Origin of the sequence: Chromobacterium sp. LK11 (genome assembly GCF_001043705.1) — a bacterium.
GTDB lineage: Bacteria > Pseudomonadota > Gammaproteobacteria > Burkholderiales > Chromobacteriaceae > Chromobacterium > Chromobacterium alkanivorans.
Map to the genome: position 1 here is coordinate 1 of NZ_LDUR01000007.1, position 24777 is coordinate 24777.

The 24777-nt window shown below is 65.1% G+C and carries 15 protein-coding genes and 2 rRNA genes; 12 read left to right on the plus strand and 5 right to left on the minus strand.

Going from position 1 to position 24777, the window contains the following annotated elements:
- Positions 1-127: 127 nt before the first annotated feature.
- Positions 128-242, plus strand: a 5S ribosomal RNA gene (gene rrf / locus VK98_RS03930).
- A gap of 70 nt (positions 243-312) precedes the next feature.
- Positions 313-427 (plus strand): 5S ribosomal RNA (gene rrf, locus VK98_RS03935).
- A gap of 104 nt (positions 428-531) precedes the next feature.
- On the opposite strand, the gene VK98_RS03940 is transcribed toward rrf (VK98_RS03935), so the two are convergent.
- Positions 532-885 (minus strand): DsrE/DsrF/TusD sulfur relay family protein, encoded by a 354-nt coding sequence (locus tag VK98_RS03940; protein WP_048412797.1) that lies wholly within the window; start codon positions 883-885, stop codon positions 532-534.
- Positions 886-1193: 308 nt separating this feature from the next.
- On the opposite strand from VK98_RS03940, the gene putA reads away from it, so the two are divergent.
- Entirely contained in the window at positions 1194-4796 is a 3603-nt protein-coding gene (putA, locus tag VK98_RS03945) for a trifunctional transcriptional regulator/proline dehydrogenase/L-glutamate gamma-semialdehyde dehydrogenase (RefSeq protein WP_048412798.1), read from the plus strand.
- A gap of 275 nt (positions 4797-5071) precedes the next feature.
- Positions 5072-6298, plus strand: a complete 1227-nt coding sequence (locus VK98_RS03950; RefSeq protein ID WP_048412799.1) for a branched-chain amino acid ABC transporter substrate-binding protein — start codon at positions 5072-5074, stop codon at positions 6296-6298.
- A 59-nt stretch (positions 6299-6357) separates the two neighbouring features.
- Here VK98_RS03950 and VK98_RS03955 read toward each other — a convergent pair whose 3' ends face one another.
- Positions 6358-6618 carry a GlsB/YeaQ/YmgE family stress response membrane protein gene (locus tag VK98_RS03955; protein WP_048412800.1) on the minus strand — a complete coding sequence of 87 codons (261 nt, stop codon included), beginning with the start codon at positions 6616-6618 and terminating at the stop codon, positions 6358-6360.
- A gap of 139 nt (positions 6619-6757) precedes the next feature.
- Entirely contained in the window at positions 6758-7906 is a 1149-nt protein-coding gene (locus tag VK98_RS03960; RefSeq protein WP_048412801.1) for a branched-chain amino acid ABC transporter substrate-binding protein, read from the minus strand.
- 178 nt (positions 7907-8084) lie between these two features.
- On the opposite strand from VK98_RS03960, the gene VK98_RS03965 reads away from it, so the two are divergent.
- The 4 genes from VK98_RS03965 to VK98_RS03980 all read left to right on the plus strand — a co-directional run bounded on the left by VK98_RS03965 (position 8085) and on the right by VK98_RS03980 (position 13116).
- Entirely contained in the window at positions 8085-8459 is a 375-nt protein-coding gene (locus tag VK98_RS03965; RefSeq protein WP_048412802.1) for a cysteine-rich CWC family protein, read from the plus strand.
- Between the two features lie 121 nt (positions 8460-8580).
- Positions 8581-9807 (plus strand): macrolide transporter subunit MacA, encoded by a 1227-nt coding sequence (gene macA / locus VK98_RS03970; protein WP_082158742.1) that lies wholly within the window; start codon positions 8581-8583, stop codon positions 9805-9807.
- Positions 9804-11738, plus strand: coding sequence for a macrolide ABC transporter ATP-binding protein/permease MacB (macB, locus tag VK98_RS03975; protein ID WP_048412803.1), 1935 nt, complete (start codon positions 9804-9806; stop codon positions 11736-11738). The genes macA and macB overlap by 4 nt, the downstream gene beginning before the upstream one ends.
- Before the next feature lie 4 nt (positions 11739-11742).
- On the plus strand, positions 11743-13116 hold the full coding sequence (locus VK98_RS03980) for an efflux transporter outer membrane subunit (RefSeq protein ID WP_197082952.1): 1374 nt from the start codon (positions 11743-11745) through the stop codon (positions 13114-13116).
- 87 nt (positions 13117-13203) lie between these two features.
- On the opposite strand, the gene VK98_RS03985 is transcribed toward VK98_RS03980, so the two are convergent.
- Together VK98_RS03985 and VK98_RS03990 are read right to left on the minus strand one after the other, a co-directional pair.
- Positions 13204-13638 (minus strand): hypothetical protein, encoded by a 435-nt coding sequence (locus VK98_RS03985; RefSeq protein ID WP_048412805.1) that lies wholly within the window; start codon positions 13636-13638, stop codon positions 13204-13206.
- Positions 13639-14308: 670 nt separating this feature from the next.
- Positions 14309-15133: a hypothetical protein gene (locus VK98_RS03990; protein WP_048412806.1), complete on the minus strand. Its 825-nt coding sequence runs from the start codon at positions 15131-15133 to the stop codon at positions 14309-14311.
- A 362-nt stretch (positions 15134-15495) separates the two neighbouring features.
- Between VK98_RS03990 and VK98_RS03995 the strand changes: the two genes are divergently transcribed.
- The 4 genes from VK98_RS03995 to VK98_RS24405 form a co-directional block, all read left to right on the plus strand.
- On the plus strand, positions 15496-17643 hold the full coding sequence (locus VK98_RS03995; protein ID WP_048412807.1) for a type I secretion system permease/ATPase: 2148 nt from the start codon (positions 15496-15498) through the stop codon (positions 17641-17643).
- Positions 17644-17652: 9 nt separating this feature from the next.
- Positions 17653-19074 carry an HlyD family type I secretion periplasmic adaptor subunit gene (locus VK98_RS04000; RefSeq protein ID WP_048412808.1) on the plus strand — a complete coding sequence of 474 codons (1422 nt, stop codon included), beginning with the start codon at positions 17653-17655 and terminating at the stop codon, positions 19072-19074.
- Between the two features lies 1 nt (position 19075).
- Positions 19076-20275: a glycosyltransferase family 4 protein gene (locus tag VK98_RS04005; RefSeq protein ID WP_048412809.1), complete on the plus strand. Its 1200-nt coding sequence runs from the start codon at positions 19076-19078 to the stop codon at positions 20273-20275.
- Positions 20276-20511: 236 nt separating this feature from the next.
- Positions 20512-24777, plus strand: a 4266-nt coding sequence (locus tag VK98_RS24405; protein ID WP_053077205.1) for a calcium-binding protein, incomplete at its 3' end; no start/stop codon positions are given.

Genomic DNA, 24777 nt, shown 5'->3' on the forward strand with positions numbered 1-24777 from the left:
TCATTTGAGTGTCTTGGGAAACCGGGAGACGACGAGATAGTGGTTGTGCGACACAATTGAATACCGAATATATGTGGGGTGGTGAACAACACCATCCCAGGCTTCTTCTAGTTTGTACAAGTTTATGTCTGGTGGCCATAGCGAGGTGGTCCCACGCCTTCCCATCCCGAACAGGACCGTGAAACGCCTTAGCGCCGATGATAGTGTGGCATTCGCCATGTGAAAGTAGGACACCGCCAGACGCCCAATACGATAACGCCAAGTCCAAGACTTGGCGTTTCGCTTCCCAAGCGGCAAGCGATACAGTTTATGCCTGGCGACAATAGCGGGGCGGTCCCACGCCTTCCCATCCCGAACAGGACCGTGAAACGCCTTAGCGCCGATGATAGTGTGGCATTCGCCATGTGAAAGTAGGACATTGCCAGGCGCCCAATGAAAAGCCCAGACCGAAAGGTCTGGGCTTTTTGCATTTGCCTCGCGGCAGGCGCTTGGAATCGGTTTGCGCCTGGCCTCGCTCATTTGAACAGCTTCTTAGAAGCTGAGCGCCTTGTCCGCGCTTAGCGTCCACTCCGCCAGCTCCGGCATGGTGCCGATCTTGACTCCCGCCAGCAATAAATTCTCATGAATCCCCCGCGCGTCGGCGCAGGTGCGGCAGACGCGCGCCTCAACGCCCAGCGCCAGCGCTTCGGCCAGCATCTCGCCCAAGGTGGGCGCTTGCGCGGTTTTCTGGTTTTTCAATGCGACGACGACGGCGTCGGACAGCAGGAATAGCTGCACCCGGCAGCGCTCGGCCTGTTGCGCCAGCGTGAGCGTCAGGCGCAGCGCGGAGAGCGCGCGTTCGTCGCCGTAGGGGCTGGCGTTCAGAGTGATCAGCACGGTTTGCATATTGGTTTGCCTATGATGAAGAGGATCAGGGCGGCATTGTGGCATGTTGCGCCGGCTTTGGCATGCGCGGGCCGGGGCAAAGGTGGAGGCGCCAAGTTGTTGGCATGCAACAGTGAGACGGGCGGCGGGGCGGGGCTGCGGAGGCTAACTGCTTGTACGAGTTGGTTTTGTTTGTTCTGGAATTATGGGCTGAAAAGTTTCCTTCATAATGTCCAGCAATCTATTTGCATTTGTATACAATAGACAAATTTCCCGGGCACCAATGAAAAGAGACAGCTCGGGGGCTGCAAACTACACGGAGATGATTCATGCAATTCGACGCATTTGCCCATGGCCAGTCGGCGCTGCGGGACGCCATTACCTCTGCCTATCGCCGCGACGAACGCGAGTGCGTGCAGGCGCTGTTGCCGCAGGCGGCGATGAGCGACGGCGAAGTCAAGGCGGTTCAGGATCTGGCGCGACGCCTGGTGACGGAGGTGCGCCGCGAGCGCACCAAGTCCAGCGGGGTGGATGCCTTGATGCATGAGTTTTCGCTGGACAGCGCCGAGGGCATTGCGCTGATGTGTCTGGCCGAAGCGCTGCTGCGCATTCCGGACCGCGAAACCGCGGACAAGCTGATCCGCGACAAGATCGCGCGCGGCGACTGGAAAGCCCACCTGGGCAATAGCGCCTCCTTGTTCGTCAACGCCGCGGCCTGGGGCTTGCTGGTGACCGGCAAGCTGGTGGCCTCGCACAGCGCGAATGGTTTGTCGGCGGCGATGACCCGTTTGATCGCCAAAGGCGGCGAACCGCTGATCCGCAAGGGCGTGGACATGGCGATGCGCATGCTGGGCAAGCAGTTCGTCACCGGCGAAACCATTGAGGAGGCGCTGGCCAACGGCCGCGAACGCGAAGCGCGCGGCTACCGCTTCAGCTACGACATGCTGGGCGAGGCGGCGATGACCGAGGCCGACGCGCAGCGTTATCTGCAAGACTACGTGACCGCCATCCACGCCATCGGCAAGGCCTCCGCCGGCCGCGGCATTTACGAAGGCCCGGGCATTTCGGTGAAGTTGTCGGCCATCCACCCGCGCTACAGCCGCATCAAGCACGAGCGGATGATGGCCGAGTTGCTGCCGCGGCTGAAAGGTTTGTTCCTGCTGGCCAAGCAGTACGATATCGGCCTGAACATTGACGCCGAAGAAGCGGACCGCCTGGAAATTTCGATGGACCTGGTGGAGGCGCTGGCCAACGACCCGGATCTGGACGGCTTCGAGGGCATAGGCATCGTGGTGCAGGCTTATCAGAAGCGCTGTCCCTATGTGATCGATTTCCTGATCGATCTGGCGCGCCGCAGCAAACACCGTTTCATGGTGCGCCTGGTCAAGGGTGCTTACTGGGACGCCGAAATCAAGCGCGCCCAGGTGGATGGGCTGCCGGGCTACCCGGTCTATACCCGCAAGGTCTACACCGACGTGGCTTACCTCGCCTGCGCCAAGAAGCTGTTGTCCGCGCAGGACGCGATCTATCCGCAGTTCGCCACCCACAACGCCTACAGCCTGGCCGCGGTGTTCAATCTGGCTTCCGGCAAGGACTACGAATTCCAGTGCCTGCACGGCATGGGCGAGACCCTGTACGACCAGGTGGTGGGCAAGGACAAGCTGGGCAAGGCCTGCCGCATCTACGCGCCGGTGGGCTCGCATGAAACCCTGCTGGCCTATCTGGTGCGCCGCCTGCTGGAAAACGGCGCCAACAGTTCCTTCGTCAACCGCATCGTGGACGAGGCGGTGTCCATCGACGAGCTGGTGGCGGACCCGGTGGCCGAGGCCGCGCGCCACGGCGGCCAGCCGCACAAGAAGATTCCGGCTCCGCTGGAACTGTATGGCCAACAGCGCAAAAACTCCAAGGGCCTGGACCTGTCCAGCGAGCATGTGCTGGCCACGCTGCAACTGGGCTTGCAAGCGTCGGAGAAGCAGCAGTGGGGCGCCTTCCCGATGCTGGGCGACGGCGACGTCACCGACGGCGAAGTGCAGCAAGTGCGCAACCCGGCCGATCACGACGATCTGGTCGGCCGCGTGATCGAGGCGAGCGCGGCGGACGTGGAGCGCGCGCTGGACCTGGCGCAGCAGGGCGCAGCCGACTGGGCCGCCACGCCGGTGGCCGAACGCGCCGCCTGCCTGCAGCGGATGGCCGACCTGATGGAAGACCAGATGCCGGCGCTGATGGGCCTGGCGGTGCGCGAGGCCGGCAAGACGCTGGCCAACGCGATCGCCGAGGTGCGCGAGGCGGTGGACTTCTGCCGCTACTACGCGGCGCAGATCGAGGACGAATTCGACAACGCCAGCCACCGCTCCTTGGGCCCGGTGGTGTGCATCAGCCCGTGGAACTTCCCGCTGGCGATCTTCATCGGCGAGGTGGTGGCCTCGCTGGCGGCCGGCAACGCGGTGCTGGCCAAGCCGGCGGAGCAGACCAGCCTGATCGCCGCGCACGCGGTGCGCTTGTTGCACGAGGCCGGCGTGCCGCGCGCGGCGCTGCAACTGCTGCCGGGCCGCGGCGAAGTGGTGGGCGCGGCGCTGACCGCGGATCCGCGCGTTCAGGGCGTGATCTTCACCGGCTCCACCGAAGTGGCGCAGATCATCAACCGCACGCTGGCCAAGCGCGGCGGCGACCCGGTGCTGGTGGCCGAAACCGGCGGCCAGAACGCGATGATCGTGGACAGCTCGGCGCTGCCGGAGCAGGTGGTCACCGACGTGCTCAGCTCGGCCTTCGACTCCGCCGGCCAGCGCTGCTCGGCGCTGCGCGTGCTCTATCTGCAGAACGACATCGCCGACAAGGTCATCGCCATGATCAAGGGCGCGATGGATGAATTGAAAGTGGGCAATCCGGCCAAGCTGGACATCGACGTCGGCCCGGTAATCGACGCCGAAGCCCAGGCCGGCCTGCTCGCCCATATCGAGAAAATGAAGGACAGCGCGCGCGCCACTCACCAGATCAAGCTGGGCGACGACTGCGCCAACGGCACCTTCGTGGCGCCGACGCTGTTTGAAATCGCCGATCTCAAGCAGTTGAAGCGCGAAGTGTTCGGCCCGGTGCTGCATGTGTTGCGCTTCGAGGCCAATGAGCTGGACAAGGTGGTGGCCGAGATCAACGCCACCGGCTACGGCCTGACCCACGGCATCCACAGCCGCATCGACGAGACCATCGACAACATCGTCAGCCAGATCAAGGTGGGCAACGTCTACGTCAACCGCAACATCGTCGGCGCGGTGGTGGGCGTGCAGCCGTTTGGCGGCGAAGGCAAGTCCGGTACCGGCCCCAAGGCCGGCGGCCCCTTCTATCTGTACCGGCTGACGCGCGCGGCCTGGGAGCCGAAGCTGGCGGCGGACACCCTGTCGCTGTCCTTGCCGGCGCTGGACGCGTTGGCGGCGGCCGCCGGCGGCCTGGGCCTGGCCTTGGAGCCGGCGATCGCCGCGGCGCGCAAGGACAGCGCGTTGGCCAGCCTGGTGAATTTGCCTGGTCCCACCGGCGAGCGGAACTCGCTGCAGTTCGCGCCGCGCGGCAAGGTGGGCTGCCAGGCCGCCACCGCGCAAGCGCTGGCGGAACAGCTGGCGGCGGCCTTCGCCACCGGCAACCGCGCGGTGCTGCCGGCCAATGAGGCCGGCCGCGGCCTGGCCGCCAAGCTGGGCGCCCTGGTGGAGCTGGACGCCGATGTGTTGGCGGCGGATGTCGGCGCGGTGCTGTTTGCCGGTTCCGAAGCCGAGGCCGAAGCCGCCCAGCGTGTGCTGGCCGCGCGCGACGGCGCCCTGGTGCCGCTGCTGCGCGTCGACGCTCAAGGCCATTACAATCTGCACCGCTTGGTGGTGGAACGCGCGATCAGCGTGAATACTACCGCCGCGGGCGGCAACGCCAGCCTTATGAGCATTGGCGACTAAGCACGGCGCGGGCCCCGGCGACGGCGGCCCGCCCGTCTTGCAAAACCGCGCGTCAAACCAATTTGCCCATGCGTCGGCGCGCATGGGGTGGCGGGGGCTTGTCCAACAAGCCACTTGCCACAAGCTGGCGGCCTTGGAATAATGCCGCCAGCCGCCGCGCTCGCATCCCGACTCGGGTATGGCGGGATGTACATAACAACATTAGGCAGGTTCCGCAAACTCCCATTCCTGATCGATAGACGGGTGGGGATCTCTGGAGAAATAGAGGAAACATGATGCAAACCAATAAACTGACGACTCTTTCCCTGGCCGTGGCCGCCGCCGTCGCCTTGTCCGCATGCGGCAAAAAAGAAGAGGGCGCGCCGGCAGCAGGCGCTTCCGCCGGCGCTGAAGCCGCCGCGGGCAGCGTGATCAAGATCGGCTTCGCGGCGCCGTTGACCGGCCCGCAGGCTCACTACGGCGAAGAATACAAAAACGGCGTGACCCTGGCGATCGAAGACGCCAACGCCGAGAAGCCCACCATCGGCGGCAAGCCGGTGAGCTTCGAACTGGAGGCCCAGGACGACCAGGCCGATCCGAAAACCGCCACTCAGCTGGCGCAGAAATTCGTCGACGAGAAAGTGAACGGCATCATCGGCCACTTCAACTCCGGCACCTCCATCCCGGCTTCCAAGATCTATTCCGACGCCGGCATTCCGATGATCGCGATGGCCACCTCGCCGGCCTTCACCGCCCAGGGCTTCAAGAACACCTTCCGCTCGATGACTTCCGATACCCAGCAAGGTTCGGTGATGGGCAAGTTCGTGGTGGAGAAGCTGGGCGCCAAGAAAGTGGTGATCGTCGACGACCGCACCGCTTACGGCCAGGGCCTGGCCGACGAATTCGAGAAGGCCGCCAAGGCCGCCGGCGGCAATGTGGTCAAGCGCGAGTTCACCAATGACAAGGCCACCGACTTCGCCGCCATTCTGACCTCGATCAAGGCCGCCGCGCCGGACGTGGTGTTCTACGGCGGCGCCGACGCGCAATCCGCGCCGATGGCGAAGCAGATGAAGCGCCTGGGTCTGACCGCGCCGCTGATTTCCGGCGAAATGACCAAGACCCCGACCTTCCTGCAACTGGCGGGCAAGGAAGCCGACGGCACCATCGCCTCGCTGGCAGGCCTGCCGCTGGATCAGATGCCCAAGGGCAAGGACTACGAGAGCCGCTACAAGGCGCGCTTCAAGATGGACGTGGCCACTTACTCGCCGTACGGCTACGACGCGACCCGCGCCTTGATCCAGGCGATGAAGGACGCCAACTCCACCGATCCCAAAGCCTACCTGCCGGTGCTGGCCAAGATCACCCATTCCGGCGTGACCTCCAGCAGCTGGACCTACGACGCCAAGGGCGACCTGAAAGACGGCGGCATCACCGTCTACAAAGTGGTCAACGGCGAATGGAAGGTGCTGGAAACCGTGGGCGGCGCCGCCGCTGCGGCCAAGGACGCTTCCGCGGCCAAATAAGCTAATCAAGCATTCCGCTGCAAGGCGACGCGTTCAGCGTCGCCTTTTTCTTTGCCCGTTCAACGCAGCAGGCCTATCTTCTTCAGCAGAAAAATCAGGATGGCGGCGCCGGCGATGCCGAAGGCCAGGCCGGGCAGGGAAAAAGAGCCGGCGGCCGCGGCGGAGGAGATGCCCAGCAGGCGGCCAAACAGCCAGTGCCCCAGCGCCGAACCGATGATGCCGATGATGATGTTGGCGATGACCCCTTCGCTAACGCCCATGATCTTGCCGGCGAGCCAGCCGATCACGCCGCCGGCCAGCAGGGAAACGAGTAGTCCCATATCCTCTCCTTATGTTAGTTTGTGGATAAATAGTTATAGCCATTTATTTAATATGGCGCCATGTTTTTTTGGAGCCTGGCGGCGGAAAACAAAAACCCCGGCAAGCGCCGGGGTGTTGGTACGGGGGGAGCGCCGGTGTTTACAGGCCGACCCACTGGCCTTTGCGCAATTGATACAGCGACACGGTGCCGTGCTGGATGTCGCCCTTGTCGTCGAAGCGAATCTCGCCGGTCACGCCCTTGAAGTCGGTCTTGGGCAGTTCGCCCAGATACTTGGCTGGATCGGCGGAGCCGGCGCGCTTCATCGCGGCGATCATCACCCGCGCGGCGTCGTAGGTGTAGGGCGCGTAAGCCTGGATGTCGGCGTTGAATTGCTGCTTGTATTTGCCGCTGAAGTCGGCGAAGCCGGGCATCTTGTCTTTTTGCGCGCCGGCGCTGGACGCGTAGCTGCTTTCCGCGCTGTCGCCGCCCAGCTTGGAGAACTCCGGCGTATTGATGCCGTCGGCGCCCATGAAAGCGGCCTTCAGGCCCAGCTTGTTCATCTGCTTGACCATGGGCGCGGCCTGCGCGTCCATGCCGCCGTAGAACAGCAGGTCCGGCTTCTGCCCCTTGATCGAGGTGAGGATGGCCATGAAGTCGGTGGCGCTGTTGCTGGTGAACTCGCGCTTGACCACCTTGCCGCCGGCCGCTTCCACCGCTTTGGCGAAGTCGTCGGCCAGGCCCTGGCCGTAAGTGGTGCGGTCGTCGACGATGGCGATGCGGCCGGCCTTCAGCGTTTCGATCGCGTACTTGGCCAGCGCCTCGCCTTGCTGGCGGTCGTTGGCGATGATGCGGAAGGTGTTCTTGAAGCCTTGCTGAGTGAAGCTGGGGCTGGTCACCGAGGCGGCGATCATCGGGATGCCGGCCTGAGAGTAAATGCGCGAAGCGGGGATGGCCGCGCCGGAGGTGAGATGGCCGATGATGCCGGCCACCTTGCCGTCCACCAGGCGTTGCGCCACTTGGGCGGCGGTCTTGGGGTCGGCCTGGTCGTCCTCGGACACCACTTCGAAGGTGACCGGCTTGCCGTCCAGGGTCAGCTTTTCGGCGTTGGCTTCCGCCACCGCCAGCTTGACGCCGTTGTCGGCGTCGCGGCCCCAGTGGGCGAAAGGACCGGTCAGCGGGTTGGCGGAGCCGATTTTCACCACCACCGCGCCGGCTTCGGCCGGCGCGCTGCCGGCGCTTTGTTCGGACTTGCCGCAGGCGGTCAGGGCCAGCGCGGCACAAGCGATGAGGCTAAGATGCGTTTTCATGAGTTTCTCCTGAGATCTCTTTGTCTATTTAGCTTTGTCTATTTGGATATTCGCCTCAGGAATAAGGCGGTGGCCCATTTTTGGTGCATAAACGGATTAGCGTCAACCCCGGCGGCGTGCCGGCGGCGGCTTTGCGCTAAAATAGCGGTCTGATTTTGCGACAAAAGATGGATTTTTGATGACAAAGGGGTATCCAGCTCCCGCCTCGCCCTGTGTCGGCCTCTGCCGTCTCGACGAGGGCGGCGCTTATTGCCTGGGCTGCCTGCGCACCTTGGACGAGATCGCCGGCTGGTCCGGTTTCGACGACGAGCAAAAACGCGCGGTGTGGCAGCGGCTGATCGCCTTGAAGCCCAAGGTCAAGGACAAGCGCTGCGAGCGTTGCGGCGCTGCTTTCCGCTGCGGCGACGGCGGCGCTCAGGGCGCTTGCTGGTGCGCGGACCTGCCGCAGGTGCTGCCGCTGCCTTACGGCCACGGCGATTGCCTGTGCCCGGAGTGCCTGCGCCTCCATCTGCGGGAAAGCTATTTGGCGCGCGGGCTGACGCCGCCCTTGTAGCGCGCGGACAGGCTTGATCGCGCTGAATGCCAAACGCGTATTGTCGCCGCGGGGTGCAACCAAAGCCCATTGCCCGCGGTCCTAAGATGTTTTCCTCCTTTCCGGTTCGGCTCCTTACCACATGACACTTTGGAAGCGTTGGATTCGTAAACTGCTGTTGCCCCTGTATTTTATCGGCTCCTTGCATGGGCGCCGCCGCGTCAACCTGGGCCGGCGGCCGTGGCGCAACGGCATCGCGCTGGCCGCGGTGCTGGCGCTGGCCGGCTGGGGCTTGTGGCTGTGGCTGGCGCCCAAGCCGGCGCCGCAGGTGTTGACCGCGGAAGTCACCCGCGCGGATCTGGAAGACGTGGTGCTGGCCAGCGGCGTGTTGAAGCCGTTGCGGCAGGTGGACGTGGGCGCCCAGGCCAGCGGTCAGCTGAAAACGCTGAACGTGGCGGCCGGCGACCGCGTCAGCAAGGGCGAATTGTTGGCGGAGATCGATCCGGAAAACAGCCTCAACGATCTGAAAGCCTCCGAGGCGCAACTGGAGTCCCGCGTGGCCCAGCTGCGCGGCAAGCAGGCCTCGCTGCGCCAGGCCGAGCGCGAGCTGGCGCGTCAGAAACAGATGATGGGCGAAGGCTCCACCTCGCAAAAAGACCTGCTGGCGGCGGAAACCGCCTATCAGACCCAGACCGCGGAGCTGGACGACCTGCAGGCGCAAATCCGTCAGAACCGTTTCCAGATCGACAAGAACCGCACCACGCTGGGCTATACCCGCATCACCGCGCCTATGGACGGCGAGGTGATAGAAATCGTCACCCAACAAGGCCAGACCGTGATCGCCAGCCAGACGGTGCCGGTGATCCTGAAACTGGCGGACTTGAGCACCATGACGGTGCACGCCCAGGTGGCCGAGGCCGACGTGATCCGCGTCAAGGCCGGGCTGCCGGTGTACTTCACCGTGCTGGGCGCGCCGGACCGGCCCATCCGCGGCAAGCTGCGCGCCATCCTGCCGACGCCGGAGAAAATCAACAACGCCAACTTCTATAAAGCGCTGTTCGATGTGAAGAACGTCGACGGCAAGTTGCGCGTGGACATGACCGCGCAGATCAGCATCGTGCTGGCGGAGTCCAAGCAGGCGCTGAGCATCCCGCTGAGCGCGCTGGGCGCGGCCGGCAAGGATGGCCGCTACGGCGTCAAGGTGCAGGGCAAGGACGGCCAACTGCATGAGCGGCAGGTGCGCATAGGTTTGAAGACCGCCACCCGGGTGCAGATTCTGGACGGCTTGAAGGCCGGCGAGAAAGTGGTGACCAGCGAAGCCGGCGGCAAGGAAGAAGAATCCAGCGGCGGCGTGATGGTGAGCGCATGAGCGGAGCCAGCCTGACGCTGTCCGGGGTGTGGCGCCGGTTTCCGTCCGGCGATGAGGAAGTGGCGGTGCTCAAGGAGGTTAGCCTGGACATCCGCGCCGGCGAGATGGTGGCCATCATCGGCGCCTCCGGCTCCGGCAAGTCCACGCTGATGAACATCCTGGGCTGTCTGGACCAGCCTTCCGCCGGTCGCTACCAGGTGGGTGGGCGCGACGTGGGCGCGCTGGACAAGGACCAGCTGGCCACGCTGCGGCGCGAGCACTTCGGCTTCATCTTCCAGCGCTACCACCTGCTGCCGCATTTGAACGCCATAGACAATGTGGCGATGCCGGCGGTGTACGCCGGCATGAGCCAGGAAGCGCGGCGCGAGCGCGCGCGGCAGCTGCTGGAGCGGCTGGGCCTGGCCGGCAAGGAAGACTACCGCCCGGGCCAGCTGTCCGGCGGCCAGCAGCAGCGGGTGTCCATCGCGCGGGCGCTGATGAACGGCGGCGACATCATTCTGGCCGACGAACCCACCGGCGCGCTGGACAGCCATAGCGGCGAGGAAGTGATGAACATCCTCAAGGAGCTGCACGCCGCCGGTCACACCATCATCATCGTCACCCACGACCCGTCCATCGCGGCGCAGACCGAGCGCATCATTGAAATCCGCGACGGCGAGATCCTGCGCGACAGCGCCGCCGACGCGCCGCCCCCGGCGGCGGACGCGCGCGAGCCGCGGCGGCCCAAGCCCGGCCCGGCCTGGCGCGAACGCATGAGCGAGGCCTTCAAGATGGCCATGCTCGCCATGCTGGCCAACCGGCTGCGCACCGTGCTCACCATGCTGGGCATCATCATCGGCATCACCTCGGTGGTGTCCATCATCGCGGTGGGCGAGGGCGCGCGCAATTACGTGCTGAACGACATCCGCTCCATCGGCACCAACACCATCTCGGTGTTTCGCGGCAAGGACTGGGGCGACGACAAGGCCGACGGCGTGCGCACCTTCCTGCCCGGAGACTTGGCCGCGCTGGCCGAGGAGCCCTACGTCGACAGCGTGTCGCCGGTCACCACCAACAGCATGCGCATCCGCTACCGCAATGTCGACGTCAACGCCTCGGTGTCCGGCGTGGACAGCGCCTTCTTCCGCGTGCGCGGCATGAAGCTGGTCTCCGGCCTCGGCTTCAGCCGCGACGACGTGCGCATGCAGCGCCAGGTGGTGGTGATAGACAACAACGCCCGCCGCAAGCTGTTCGCCGACGCGGAAGCCATCGGCCAGGTGGTGCTGGTGGGCAGCGTGCCGGCCACCGTCATCGGCGTGGTGGAAATCAAGGACAACAGCGGCGGCAAATCGCTGCAAATGTGGATGCCCTACAGCACCGCCGGCAGCCGATTGTTCGGGCAGGCCTATTTCGACTACATGGTGGTGCGCATCAAGGAAGGCCAGCCCACCGCGCTGGCGGAGAAGGCGCTCAGCCATCTACTGACCCTGCGCCACGGCAGCAAGGACTTCTTCACCTACAACATGGACGAAGTGCTGAAGACGGTGGAAAACACCAGTCGCACCCTGGCTCTGCTGCTGACCCTGATCGCGGTGATCTCGTTGGTGGTGGGCGGCATCGGTGTGATGAACATCATGCTGGTGTCGGTGACCGAGCGCACTCGCGAGATCGGCATCCGCATGGCGGTGGGCGCTCGCCAGTCCGACGTGCTGCAGCAATTCCTGACCGAGGCGGTGCTGGTCTGTCTGGTGGGCGGGGCCATAGGCATCGGCCTGTCCTACGGCATCAGCTTCGTGTTCGCGCTCTTGGTCAGCAAGTGGAAAATGGCGCTGTCGCTGAAGGCCATCGTGCTGGCGGTGGCGTGTTCCACCGCCATCGGCGTGGTGTTTGGCTATCTGCCGGCGCGTAGCGCGGCGCGTTTGAATCCGATCGACGCCTTGGCGCGGGAGTAAGTGTTTGACGCTTTGGAAATCCAATCTCACTGTTTTGGGCCTGGCCCTGTTGTTGGCAGGCTGCCAGAACACGCCTTATCAGCGCCAGGCGCTGGACATCCCGACGCAATGGCGCGACGCCTCGTCCCAAACTCAGACGGACATGAGCCGCGAGCGCTGGTGGCAAGGCTTCGGCGACGCCGGCTTGCTGGCGGTGCTGGAACAGGCGCGCAGCCGCAACCCGGATTTGAGCGTTGCCCTGCTCAAGCTGCGCAAGGCGCAGCTGGCGGCGGGCCTGGAACGCAGCGACGCCTTGCCCTCCTTGAGCGGCGAGCTCAATGCCGGCACCAAGCGCACGCTGGGCGAATCCTCGGCCTGGAGCCGCAGCAGCGGCGCGAGCTTGAGCACCAGCTATGAACTGGACCTGTGGGGGCGGGTGGACGCGCGCCTGCGCGCGGCGGACCAGGAGTTCCGCGCCAGCGCCTACGACGAAGCCGCCGCCCGGCTGCTGTCGGACAGCGCCGCCGCCGGCTTGTACTGGGACATCGCAGCGCTGAAGACTCGGCAGAGGCTGGGGCAGGCGGATCTGGCGGATCTGCGCCGGATTCAGGCGCTGGCGGAGGCCAAGTGGCGCGCCGGCGCCACCAGCGAGCAGGACGCCACTCAGGCGCGCAGCGCGGTGCTGAGCCAGCAGGCGGACCTGCTGACGCTGGCCGACGAGCGCGGGCAAAAGGAAAACGCGCTGGCCTTGTTGCTGGACCATGCCTCCGGCGCGGCGCTGCCGGCTATCGCCGAGCTGCCGCTGGCGCCGGCCTTGCCGGCGATAGACGCCGGGCTGCCTAGCAGCCTGCTGGAACGCCGGCCGGACCTGATGGCGGCGGAAGCGCGCCTGCGCGGCAAGCTGGCCAAGGTGGACCAGGAACGCGCCGCCTTCTTCCCGGCGCTGAAGCTGACCGGCTCGCTGGGCTCCAGCAGCGGCGCGCTGAGCAGCCTGGTGCAAAATCCCTTGGTGAGCTTGGGCGCCTCTCTGTCCTTGCCCTTCCTCGAATGGCGCAAGCAAGGCCTGCAACTGAAGAGCAGCCAGGCCGATTACGAGCTGGAAACCGTCAGTTTCCGCAAAACGCTATACAGCGCTTACCAGGAAGTGGACAACGCCTTGAGTACGCGCCAGCGGCTGCAAGCTTCCGTCCGCTTGCAAGCGGACGCGCTGGCCTTGAACCGGCGCAGCGAACAATTGGCGGAAAGCCGCTATCGCGCCGGCGCGGTGGACGCGCAAACCTGGCTGGACGCGGCCAAGGCGCGGCGCAGCGGCGAGTCCGCGCTGGTCCGGCTGCGTCAGGAGCAATTGAAAAACTTGGCGGATGTTTACAAGGTGCTGGGCGGCGCGCCGCAGGCTTGAGCTTCGCCGGGAGGCGAGACGGAGCCCCGCAAGGCTCCGCTCTGTGACGTGTCGGGCGGCGGTCAGCAATGGCCGCCGCCCCTTGCTTTAGCGGCCGATGCGGCCGAAGCGCTCCTCCAACTGCCGGCGCATGGTCTTGCCGGCATGCATCTGATGCTGGCTGTCCACGTGGCGGTAAACCTTTACCTGCTGCGCGCCCAGGAATAGCATCTGCTCCAGATAATTGAAAAAGCCAATCCAGTAGCCGCGCTGCTCACGCGCGCCGAAGTCGATGTCGCGCGCCACTCGGCCCAGCAGGCCGTAGCCCACGTAATAACGATTATCCTTCAGCCATTGCAGCAGATGAGCCGCGCATTCGCGGCCGTAGGCGCACATGGCGTCGAAGTCATCGTCGGCTTCCGGCATCTGCCAGTAATGTGGATAGTCACGCTCCGGGATGTAGCGGACGAAGGGGAGCAGGGTTTCCTGCTGTTCTATGGCGGCCAGCTTGTAGCGGCGGCGGCGGGGTAGGATAGGGGACATGCCGTTTCTCCTGCTGTGACACAAGATAAACCGCCTGCCTGAAAAGCGAGGTATTGGGCAGGCGCGTGGCAGGATTGGCGTTACCGTGTACACAAACCGGCGAGTGCATGACACTCTCCCACCATGCACCTGCCAAGTGGCATAGCCATGGTAAAGCAGGACCGCACCCAGATGAGGTGCGAGTCCGTTGTGTACAGGGCGGGACGCCAATCCCGGCGCCGTTAATGAGAACGGCGCCTGGGGATTGTCGCCGACGGGGCGGGGAGGGTCAAGGCAGGGCAGCCGGATGGGAGGCTCTAAGAGCCTATTCACGATCTTTTGTAGATGTGCTTAACCGTTGCTAGATACGTAGGAAACCATGTATTCGACGCGCCCCTGATCCCTTCAAGCCTGCCGACGGGTGGCAGGCCCGAGGTTTTAAGCGGCTGCTTGTTCGAGCGCCGCGACGCTAGCGCGGTGCGAGTTCAGCCGCGCCTCGGGACTGACGGGAACCGGCGGGAAGCCGTAGGCCAGGCTTGCAGGGCGGCCTTTAGGGTAAAGGGAGATTTGGCCGCGCAAATCTCCCTTTCCGTTTGCCGGGCGGAACCGGCCCTAAATCATTATCCGCGTAGCGGATTCAATGCTTTGAACAATACTTCCGTACCGGTTTGAAAAGATCGTGAACAGGCTCTTAGATCACCGCCCACAGTCCGCAGATCGCGAACAGGATCAGCACCCCGGTCAGGATCTGGGCGGTGGTGCGTTCTTTTTGCAGCGCCCGCTTCAGGTTGTCGTGCACGCTTTCCAGCTTTTCCAGCCGCTGTTCCAGCTCGGCGCGGGTTTCGTCCTGGCGCGCCAGCGATTGCAGCATCGCCTCGCCGCCCACCTCGGTGATCAGCTCCTTGTTCCACACCCCCAGCAGCTTGTTGACCTTGTCCTTGAAGTACAGTGCCGAACGCTGGTTGGCGTCCTGCCATTCAAATTCAAAGCCCTGGCTGGCGTAGAAGGCGTTGCGTTGCAGCCGCTCTTCTTCCGAGGAGGTCTGGCTCATGCTGATCATGCCGGGACTGATGGCGTGATCCGGGCAAATGCCCTTGGCCCAGGCGATAACGCTGGCGAACAGGAAAGCGTCCAAACCGGTGCCGACAAAGCCGGGGCTGGCCATCACGCCGCTTTTGGGGCCGAAGGTGACGGTGCGGCTGGGCCGGTCCACCCGCACCCAGGCGCAGTTGTGGGCCGCCTGGAAATGGCTGTCCTCGCCCTCGAACAGCTGCCAGCGGTGGCCATCGGCGCGGGCGTAGCCGCGGAACTGCAAGCGGAAGAAGTCGGATTGCTCGGTCATCGCCCGGCTGCGCTGCAAGATGCCGTAAATGGGCGTGCCGTTGGCGGTCAGTGTCAGAATGGTCTCGCCCAGCGGAATGGCCAGCGTGGCCAGGGTGTTTTCGTTTTCCGGAGCGCGGAGCACCGGTTCTTCGGCGGTGGGCGCCGGGTTGGCGGCCTGGTTCGGACTGGTCATCTGCTGCCTATGCTGGGGTGTTCTGGGGGCCTGTTTGCGATGGTAATCAGGCGCTGGGATCGTGAACGGGCGGACGGCCGCCGCGGGCTGCCGTCACGGGCCGCTTATTGTACCAATCTAGACGGCTTGGGGAATCCTTGCTCGCATGTCATTCGGCATGAGGGTAAACGGAGACTGATTTGGCGCGCAGCATGGTCAATGCGTAGTTTTACTTAGGACATTGCAAATCAATAAAAGCTTTATTTCAAACAAACACTTATTGGTTGCGCTAAATAATCACATAATAAAATGTGAATCTGTTACTTGTATTGGGTAATGGTGTGGCATATCGTGCCCCAAATCATTAAATACAATCAGTCATCATGCTTGCTCAAACGGATACGGACGGCGCAGCCTCCGCCGCAAACATCAGCGATTTGGGCTTGCTCGGCCTGGTCTTGCTGGCCCAGTTCCACGGCGTAGCCGCCGACCCGGCGCAACTCACCCACCAATACGGCCGCCAGGCCGAACCCTTTAGCGAAACCGACCTGCTGCTGGCCGCCAAAGGCCTGGACCTTAAAGCCCGCATCGTCAAACAAAGCCCAGACCGCCTCAGCCTGACCGCTTTGCCGGCGCTGGCGCTGCGGCCGGACGGCGAACACTTCATCATCGCCCGCTGCGACGGCGACAAAGTGCTGATCCACGACCTCAAGCACGGCCGGCCGCAAGTGCTGAGCCAGGCGGAACTGGCGGCGCGCTACGCCGGCCGGCTGCTGCTGCTGGCTTCGCGCGCGTCGGCGGCGGGGGCGCTGGCCAAGTTCGACTTCACCTGGTTTGTGCCGGCCATCGTCAAATACCGCAAGCTGCTGCTGGAAGTGCTGGCGGTGTCGCTGGTGTTGCAGCTGTTCGCGCTGGTGACGCCGCTGTTCTTCCAGGTGGTGATGGACAAGGTGCTGGTCAACCGCGCCTTCAATACCCTGGACGTGATCGCGGTGGGCTTGCTGATCCTGTCGCTGTTCAATGTGGCGCTGTCGGCGCTGCGCAGCCACGTGTTCGCCCACACCACCAGCCGCATCGATGTGGAACTGGGGGCGCGCTTGTTCCGCCACCTGCTGGCGCTGCCGCTGGCCTATTACGAAGCGCGGCGGGTGGGGGATACCGTGGCGCGGGTGCGCGAGTTGGACAACATCCGCAACTTCCTGACCGGGCAGGCGCTGACCACGGTGCTGGATCTGCTGTTCTCCTTCGTATTCCTGGCGGTGATGTGGTACTACAGCGGCTGGCTGACCCTGATCGTGCTGGTGTCGCTGCCGTGCTACGCGCTGTGGTCGGCCGGGCTGACCCCGCTGCTGCGGCGGCGGCTGGACGAGAAGTTCGCGCGCGGCGCCGACAACCAATCCTTCCTGGTGGAAGCGGTGGGCGGCATCGGCACCATCAAGGCGATGGCGGTGGAACCGCACATGACCCGGCGCTGGGACAACCAACTGGCCGCCTATGTGGCCGCCGGCTTCCGCGTCACCCGGCTGGCCAATATCGGCCAGAACGGCGTGCAACTGATCCAGAAACTGGTCACCGTCGCCACTCTGTGGCTGGGCGCGCGGCTGGTGATCGCCGGCGAGCTGTCCGTCGGCCAGCTGATCGCCTTCAATATGCTGGCCGGCCAAGTGGCGGCGCCGGTGGTGCGGCTGGCGCAGCTGTGGCAAGACTTCCAGCAGATCGGCATCTCGGTGGAACGGCTGGGCGACATCCTCAACACCCGCAGCGAACTGCCGGCCAGCCGCGCGGCGCTGCCGGCGATCCAGGGCCGCATCCAGTTCGACCAAGTGGTATTCCGCTACCGTCCGGACGGCCCGGAAATCCTGCGCGGGCTGAGCCTGGACATCCGGGCCGGCGAAGTCATCGGCATCGTCGGCCGCTCCGGCTCCGGCAAAAGCACGCTGACCAAACTGGTGCAAAGGCTGTACGTGCCTGAATCCGGGCGCGTGCTGGTGGACGGCAACGACCTGGCGCTGGCCGACCCGGCCTGGCTGCGGCGGCAGATCGGCGTGGTGCTGCAAGAGAACCTGCTGTTCAACCAAAGCATCCGCGACAACATCGCGCTGGCCGAACCCGGGCTGGCGCTGGACCAAGTGATCCACGCCGCCAAACTGGCCGGCGCCCACGACTTCATCATGGAACAGGCCGAAGGCTACGACACGATTGTGGGCGAACACGGCGCCAGCCTGTCCGGCGGCCAGCGCCAGCGCATCGCCATTGCCCGCGCGCTGATCAGCAACCCGCGCATCCTGATTCTGGACGAAGCCACCAGCGCGCTGGACTACGAATCCGAACGCGCGATCATGCAGAACATGCGCGCCATCTGCCAGGGCCGCACCGTGCTCATCATCGCCCACCGTCTCAGCACCGTGCGCGGCGCCAGCCGCATCATCGCCATGGACCAGGGCCGCATCGTCGAAAGCGGTCGCCACGAAGACCTGCTTCGCCAGCCCGACGGCTACTACGCCCGCCTGCACAGCCTGCAACAAGGATAAACCCGCATCATGAAGCACCAACTGCAAGCGCTGCGCGACTTCGCGCGGCGCTACCGGCAGGCCTTTGCCGCGCACTGGGCCATCCGCCACCAACTGGACCCGCAGCCGCGGCGCGAAGACGAACTGGCCTTCCTGCCCGCCCACCTGGAACTGACCGACAGCCCGCCGTCCCCGCTGCCGATGTGGAGCATGCGCCTGATCGCCGCGCTGTTCGGCGTCGCGCTGCTGTGGTCCGCGCTGGGCCAGCTCGACATCGTCGCCGTCGCCGGCGGCAAGACCGTCAGCGGCGGCCGCACCAAGATCCTGCAGCCGCTGGAACCCAGCGTGGTCAAAGCCATCCACGTGCGCGACGGCCAGCAAGTCAAGGCCGGGCAAGTGCTGATCGAACTGGACGCCACCGGCGCCAGCGCCGACAAGCAAAAAGCCGACGACGCCCACGCCGCCGCCGCGCTGGCCGCCGCGCGCTACCAGGCGCTGTTGAACGCGTTGGACAGCGGCCGGCTGCCGCAACTGCCGGCCACCCCCGGCGTCGCCGACGGCCAGCGCGTGGCCGAAGAAAGCCTGGCGCTGGGCCAATGGCGCGGCTACCAGGCCAAGCTCGAAGCGCTGGGCGCCACCCTGCGCCAACGGCAGGCCGAACACGCCACCACCCGCCAGCAAGTGAGCAAGCTGCAAGCCACCGCCCGCATCGCCGAAGCGCGCGAACACGACTACCAAGACCTGCTGGCCAAGAACTTCATCTCCAAACACGCCTACCTCGACAAACAGCAAGCGCGCATCGAACAAGCCGGCGACCTGGCCAGCCAGCAAAGCCGGCTGCAAGAACTCAACGCCGCCATCGCCGGCCAGCAACAAGAACTGAGCGCGCTGCAAGCCAACTTCCGCAGCGAGGCGATGGACAAACTGCGCGAAGCGCGCGAACAAATGCGCCAATACGGCGAAGACCAAAAGAAAACCGGCCAGCGCCAGGCGCTGACCCGGCTCACCGCGCCGGTGGCGGGCAGCGTGCAACAACTGGCCATCCACACCGTGGGCGGCGTGGTCACCGAAGCCCAGCCGCTGCTGGCGGTGGTGCCGCAGGACGAAACCCTGGAAATCGAAGCGCAGATCGAAAACAAGGACATCGGCTTCGTGCGGCCGGGGCAGGCGGCCACCGTCAAAGTGGAAAGCTTCCCCTACACCCGCTACGGCTACCTGGACGGCGTGGTGGACAGCGTCAGCCACGACGCGATGCAAGACGAGAAGAAGGGCCTGGTGTTCCTGGCGCGGATCCGGCTCAAGCAAGACCACCTGAACATAGACGGCGCGCGAGTGCGGCTCAGCGCCGGCATGGCGGTGAGCGCGGAAATCAAGACCGGCCGGCGGCGGGTGATCGACTACTTCCTGAGTCCGCTGCAACAGCACGTGGGCGAAGGGCTGCGCGAGCGCTGAGATGAAACTGCTGCTGATCCACCAAAACTTCCCCGGCCAACTGCGCCACATCGCCGAACACCTGAAACAGCGGCCGGACATCGAACTGCTGGCGGTGGGGCGCGACAGCGCGCCCGGCCTGGCCGGGGTCAAACTGCTGCGCTACCGGCCGCATCGCGACCCGCACCGGCACACCCACCCCTATCTGCACAGCTACGAAGACGCGGTGCTGCACGGCCAGGCGGTGCTGCGCGCCTTGCAGCCGCTGCAACAGCGCGGCTATCGGCCGGACGCCATCCTGGCCCACCCCGGCTGGGGCGAAACCCTGTTCCTCAAAGACCTGTTCCCGGCGGCGCGGCTGATCCACTACAGCGAATACTACTACCACGGCCGCGGGGCCGACGCCGACTTCGACCCGGAATTCCCGCTGAGCCTGGACGGCGCGGCGCGGCTGCGGGCGCGCAACGCGCTGCACCTGCTCAACCTGGAACACGCCGACCACAGCGTCACCCCGACCCACTGGCAACACAGCCTGCACCCGGCGGCCTACCGGCCGAGCGTGCGCATCCAGCACGAAGGCATCCGCACCGAGCTGCTGGGCCCGGACCCGGCGGCGACGCTGACCCTGCCCAACGGTCGGACGCTGCGCGTCGGCCAGCCCATCGTCAGCTACGTGGCGCGCAATCTCGAACCCTATCGCGGCTTCCACACCTTGATGCGCGCCTTGCCGGCGCTGCTGCGGCAACGGCCGGACAGCCAGATCGTCATCGTCGGCGGCGACGGCGTCAGCTACGGCAGCGCGCCGCGCGACGCCGCCCACTGGCGCGAAAAGCTGCTGCGGGACAAGCCGGTGGACCCGGAGCGGGTGCACTTCCTGGGCAAGGTGCCGTACGAGGTCTACCGCCAGGTGCTGCAAGTGTCGGCGGTCCATGTCTACCTGACCTATCCCTTCGTGCTGTCGTGGAGCCTGCTGGAAGCGATGGCGAGCGGCTGCCGGATCGTGGCGTCGGACACCGCGCCGGTGCGGGAAGTGATCCGGGATGGGGAGAACGGCGAGCTGACCGACTTCTTCGACGCGGCGGCGCTGGCGGAGAAGGTGGGCGCGGCCTTGGAGACGGATGGAAGTGGTCTGCGGCTTGCGGCGCGGGAGACGGCGGAGCGCTACAGCGTGGAAGCGGGGCTGGCGGGCTATCGACGGTTGTTGGGCTTGCCGGCGGAGTGAAGTCGGCTTAGAGCCTATTCAAAGTCTCGCGAGCAAGGGCGAGACAAGGCGAAAACCGCTGAGGAAGCGGAATGTACAAGTGGTACATGAGCATTTCGAAGGGGTTTTCAACGCGGTATCGCCGAAGCGCAGCAGACTTTGAATAGGTTCTTAGGCGGTGGAACCGGAAAGAGTAGTAGCAAGCAGTAAATCGTAGTGCGTGATGACACGAACAAATATTGATAAGGAAACAAGTTATGACGATAAGCGTAACGGGCAGCGACCTGGGCGGCGTGCTGGAAGGCGGCCCGCAGGACGATGTGCTCAAGGGCGGTGCCGGCAACGACACCCTGAACGGCTATGACGGCAATGATCTGCTGCAGGGCGGCGCCGGCGACGACGTGCTCAACGGCTACGCCGGCAACGACACCCTGGAAGGCGGAGCGGGCGACGACTTGCTCAATGCCGGCAGCGGCAATAATGTGCTGGCCGGCGGCGAGGGCAACGACACCCTGATCGGCGGCGCGGACAAGGACATCTATCTGTTCAATCTGGGCGATGGTTTCGACACCATTACCGACAACGCCCAGGACAAGCGCGACGCGGCGGACACGGATCCGGCCTACCGCGACGAGTTGCGCTTCGGCCCGGGCATCCGCCCGGAAGACATCCAGCTGGAGCATGTGGGCGACGATTTGCTGTTGTCGCACCGCAACGGCGACGACGCGGTCACCATCAAGGGCTGGTTCGCCGACAAGAGCTTCTGGATCGAGCGCATCGTGTTCGCCGACGGCGGCGAATGGGGCATTAACGATCTGGCGCAGCGCGTGATCGTGCAGACCGGCAGCGAGCGCAAGGAAATCCTCAATGGCTGGCTGGGCAAGGATCATCTGATCGGCCTGGGCGGCAATGACGTGCTGAACGGCCGCGGCGGCGACGATCTGCTGGACGGCGGCGCCGGCAACGACAAGCTGTTTGGCGAAGACGGCAACGACACCCTGCTGGGCGGCGACGGCGACGACACGCTGGACGGCGGCAGCGGCAACAATGTGCTGCACGGCGGCCGCGGCAACGATGTGCTGATCGGCGGCGCCGGCGCCGATGTGTATCAGTTCAATCTGGGCGACGGCGTGGACGTGATCCGCGACGCCGGCGGTCTGGACGTGTCGGTGAAAGACGAAATCCGTTTCGGCGCCGACATCCTGGTCAAGGACGTCAGCGTCAGCCGCCAGGGCGACAACCTGGTGCTGATCCACGTTAACGGCAGCGATCGCCTGGTGGTGGAAGGCTATTTCGTCAGCGCGTCCAGCCGGATCGAACGCATCGTGTTCGCCGAAGGCGTGGTCTGGACCCAGGCCGACATCAAGCTGACCCAGCTGGGCGGCAGCGGCAACGACACCCTGATCGGTTGGGAAGGCAGCGATCTGCTGGACGGCGGCGCCGGCAATGATTCGCTGATCGGCGGCGGCGGCAACGACACCCTGATCGGCGGCCTGGGCAACGATGTGCTGATCAGCGGCGGCGCGGGCGTCAGCGTGCTGATCGGCGGCGCGGGCAACGACACCCTGGTGGGCGGCGCCGGCGCGGAGATTTATCAGTTTGGCCTGGGCGACGGCGCGGACGTGATCGCCGCGCACGGCGTGGACGTCAGCGTGACCTTGCAGGACCGCATCGTGTTCGGCGTCGGCATTTCGGTGGACGACATCCGGGTGGTGCGCCAGGACGACGACATCGTGCTGATCCACGCCAACGGCAGCGACTCCATCACCATTCAGGCGGGCTTCAGCCTTGAGCATGGCTGGCATGGCCAGATCGTGTTCGCCGACGGCAGCGTCTGGCTGGGCGCGGAATTGGCGCAGAAACTGTTGGAAGTGCAGACCGGCGGCGATGATGACGATCTGCTGCTGGGCTCCGGCCAGTCCGACCTGCTGGACGGCGGCGCCGGCAACGACACCCTGATAGGCAACGGCGGCGAGGACACCTTGCGCGGCGGCGCCGGCGACGACCAACTGCAAGGCGGCGTCAGCGGCCACACCACGATGGAAGGCGGCGCCGGCGACGACGTGCTGATCGGCAACAAGGGCCGCGAGACCTTTGTTTTCGGCGTGGGCGACGGCCGCGACCTGATCAACTACGGCTCCCAGGTAGGCAAGATCGCCGCCTTGAGCGCCAACGACGAAATTCGCTTCAAGGCCGGCATCAGCGCCAAGGACATCCGCGTGCTGCGCGCCGGCAATGACTTGCTGTTGCAACACGTCAACGGCCAGGACAGCATCCGCGTCAAGAACGGCCTGGTCGACAAGACCGGCTGGGCCGGCGTGGTGGTGTTCGCCGACGGTTCCAAATGGAGCGCGGCCGAACTGTTGACCATGGTGGTGGCCGCGGGCGGCACCAGCGGCAAGGATGTGCTGACCGGCGGCAAGGGCGGCGATCTGCTGGACGGCGGCGACGGCGACGACACGCTGATCGGCGGCGGCGGCAACGACACCCTGAAGGGCGGCGCCGGCAACGACGTGCTGATCGGCAGCGGCAGCGGCACCGTGATCCTGGAAGGCGGCAAGGGCAACGACACCCTGCAAGGCGGCAGCGAGCACAATATCTATGTGTTCAATCTGGGCGACGGCAACGATGTGATCATCAACAACTCGTTGAACGTGTCGGTGGGCGTGAGCAGTGAAATCCGCTTCGGCGTCGGCATCTCGGTGACCGACATCACTGTGGTGCGCATCGGCGACGATGTGTTGCTGCAGCATGTCAACGGCAGCGATTCGGTGCGCATTCAGGGCTGGTTCAGCGGCCAGAGCATGCAAGTGGGCAGCGTGGTGTTCGCCGACGGCGGCAGCTGGACCTCAGTGCAGATCAATCAGTTCGTCAAAGGCGTCTATGTGGGCGGCAGCGGCAACGACGCCTTCCATGGCGGCAGCGGCAGCGATCTGCTGGAAGGCGGCGACGGCGACGATACGCTGATTGGCGGCGGCGGCAATGACACCTTGCGCGGCGGCAACGGCAACGACGTGCTGATCGCCACTGGCAGCGGCACGGTGATCCTGGACGGCGGCAAGGGCAACGACACCCTGCGCGGCGGCGCGGATCAGAACATCTATGTGTTCAATCTGGGCGACGGCGGCGATCTCATCATCAACAACTCGCTGAACGTATCGGTGGGCATGAGCAGCGAAATCCGCTTTGGCGTCGGCATTGCGGTGACCGACATCACCGTGGTGCGGGTTGGCGACGACATCGTGCTGCAGCACGTCAACGGCAGCGACTCGGTGCGCATTCAGGGCTGGTTCAGCAGCCAGCTGTCCCAGGTGGGCAGCGTGGTGTTCGCCGACGGCAGCAGTTGGACCTCCGTGCAGATCAGCCAGTTTGTCGCGGGTATTTTCATCGGCACCAGCGGCAACGACGTCCTCAAGGGCGGCAAGGGCCATGACCTGCTGGACGGCGGCGACGGCGACGACGTGTTGATCGGCGGCGGCGGCAACGACACCCTGAAGGGCGGCGCCGGCAACGACGTGCTGATCAGCGCCGGCGGCGGCGTGTCCATCCTGGAAGGCGGCAAGGGCAACGACACCCTCAAGGGCGGCGGCAGCCAAGACATCTACGTCTTCAATCTGGGCGATGGCCGCGATGTGGTGATCAACAACTCGCTGAACGTCAGCGTCAGCCACCAGAGCGAAATCCGTTTCGGCGCCGGCATCTTGGTGACCGACATCACCGTGGTGCGCGTGGGCGACGATGTGTTGCTGCAACACGCCAACGGCGTGGATTCGGTGCTGATCCAGGGCTGGTTCACCAGCCAGAGCAATTGGGTGGGCAGCGTGGTGTTCGCCGACGGCAACAGCTGGAGCGCGGTGCAGATCAACCAGTGGGCCAGCGGCATCTACATCGGCACCGCCGGCAATGATGTGTTGATTGGCGGCGCGGGCGGCAGCCTGCTGGACGGCGGCGCCGGCAACGACACCCTGATTGGCCGCGGCGGCAACGACACGCTGAAGGGCGGCGCCGGCAACGATGTGCTGGAAGGCGGCGCGGGACGCAATGTCTATATCTTCAATCTGGGCGACGGCCAGGACACCATTCGCTATGGCGAAAAAGGCGTCAACCTCGCTTGGAGCAGCTACGAGGAGATCCGCTTCGGCGTGGGGATTTCGGTGACCGACATCACCGTGGTGCGCATTGGCGACGATGTGGTGCTGCGTCACAGCAACGGCGTGGACAGCATCACCATCCAGGCCGGCATGTCGGTGCAGAGCTCATGGTCCGGCAGCATCGTGTTCGCCAATGGCGGCAGCTGGAGCCTGCTGGAATTGATCAGCCTGGCCGCCGTCACCCTGAACGGCACCGACGGCGCGGATACGCTGAAGGGCGCCAAGGGCAATGACGTGATCTTCGGCCTGGCCGGGGATGATCAGTTGTTCGGCAATGAAGGCAACGACAGCCTGTTCGGCGGCTCCGGCAACGACACGCTATACGGTGGCGCCGGCAACGACCTGCTGGAAGGCGGAGCGGGCGACGACGGT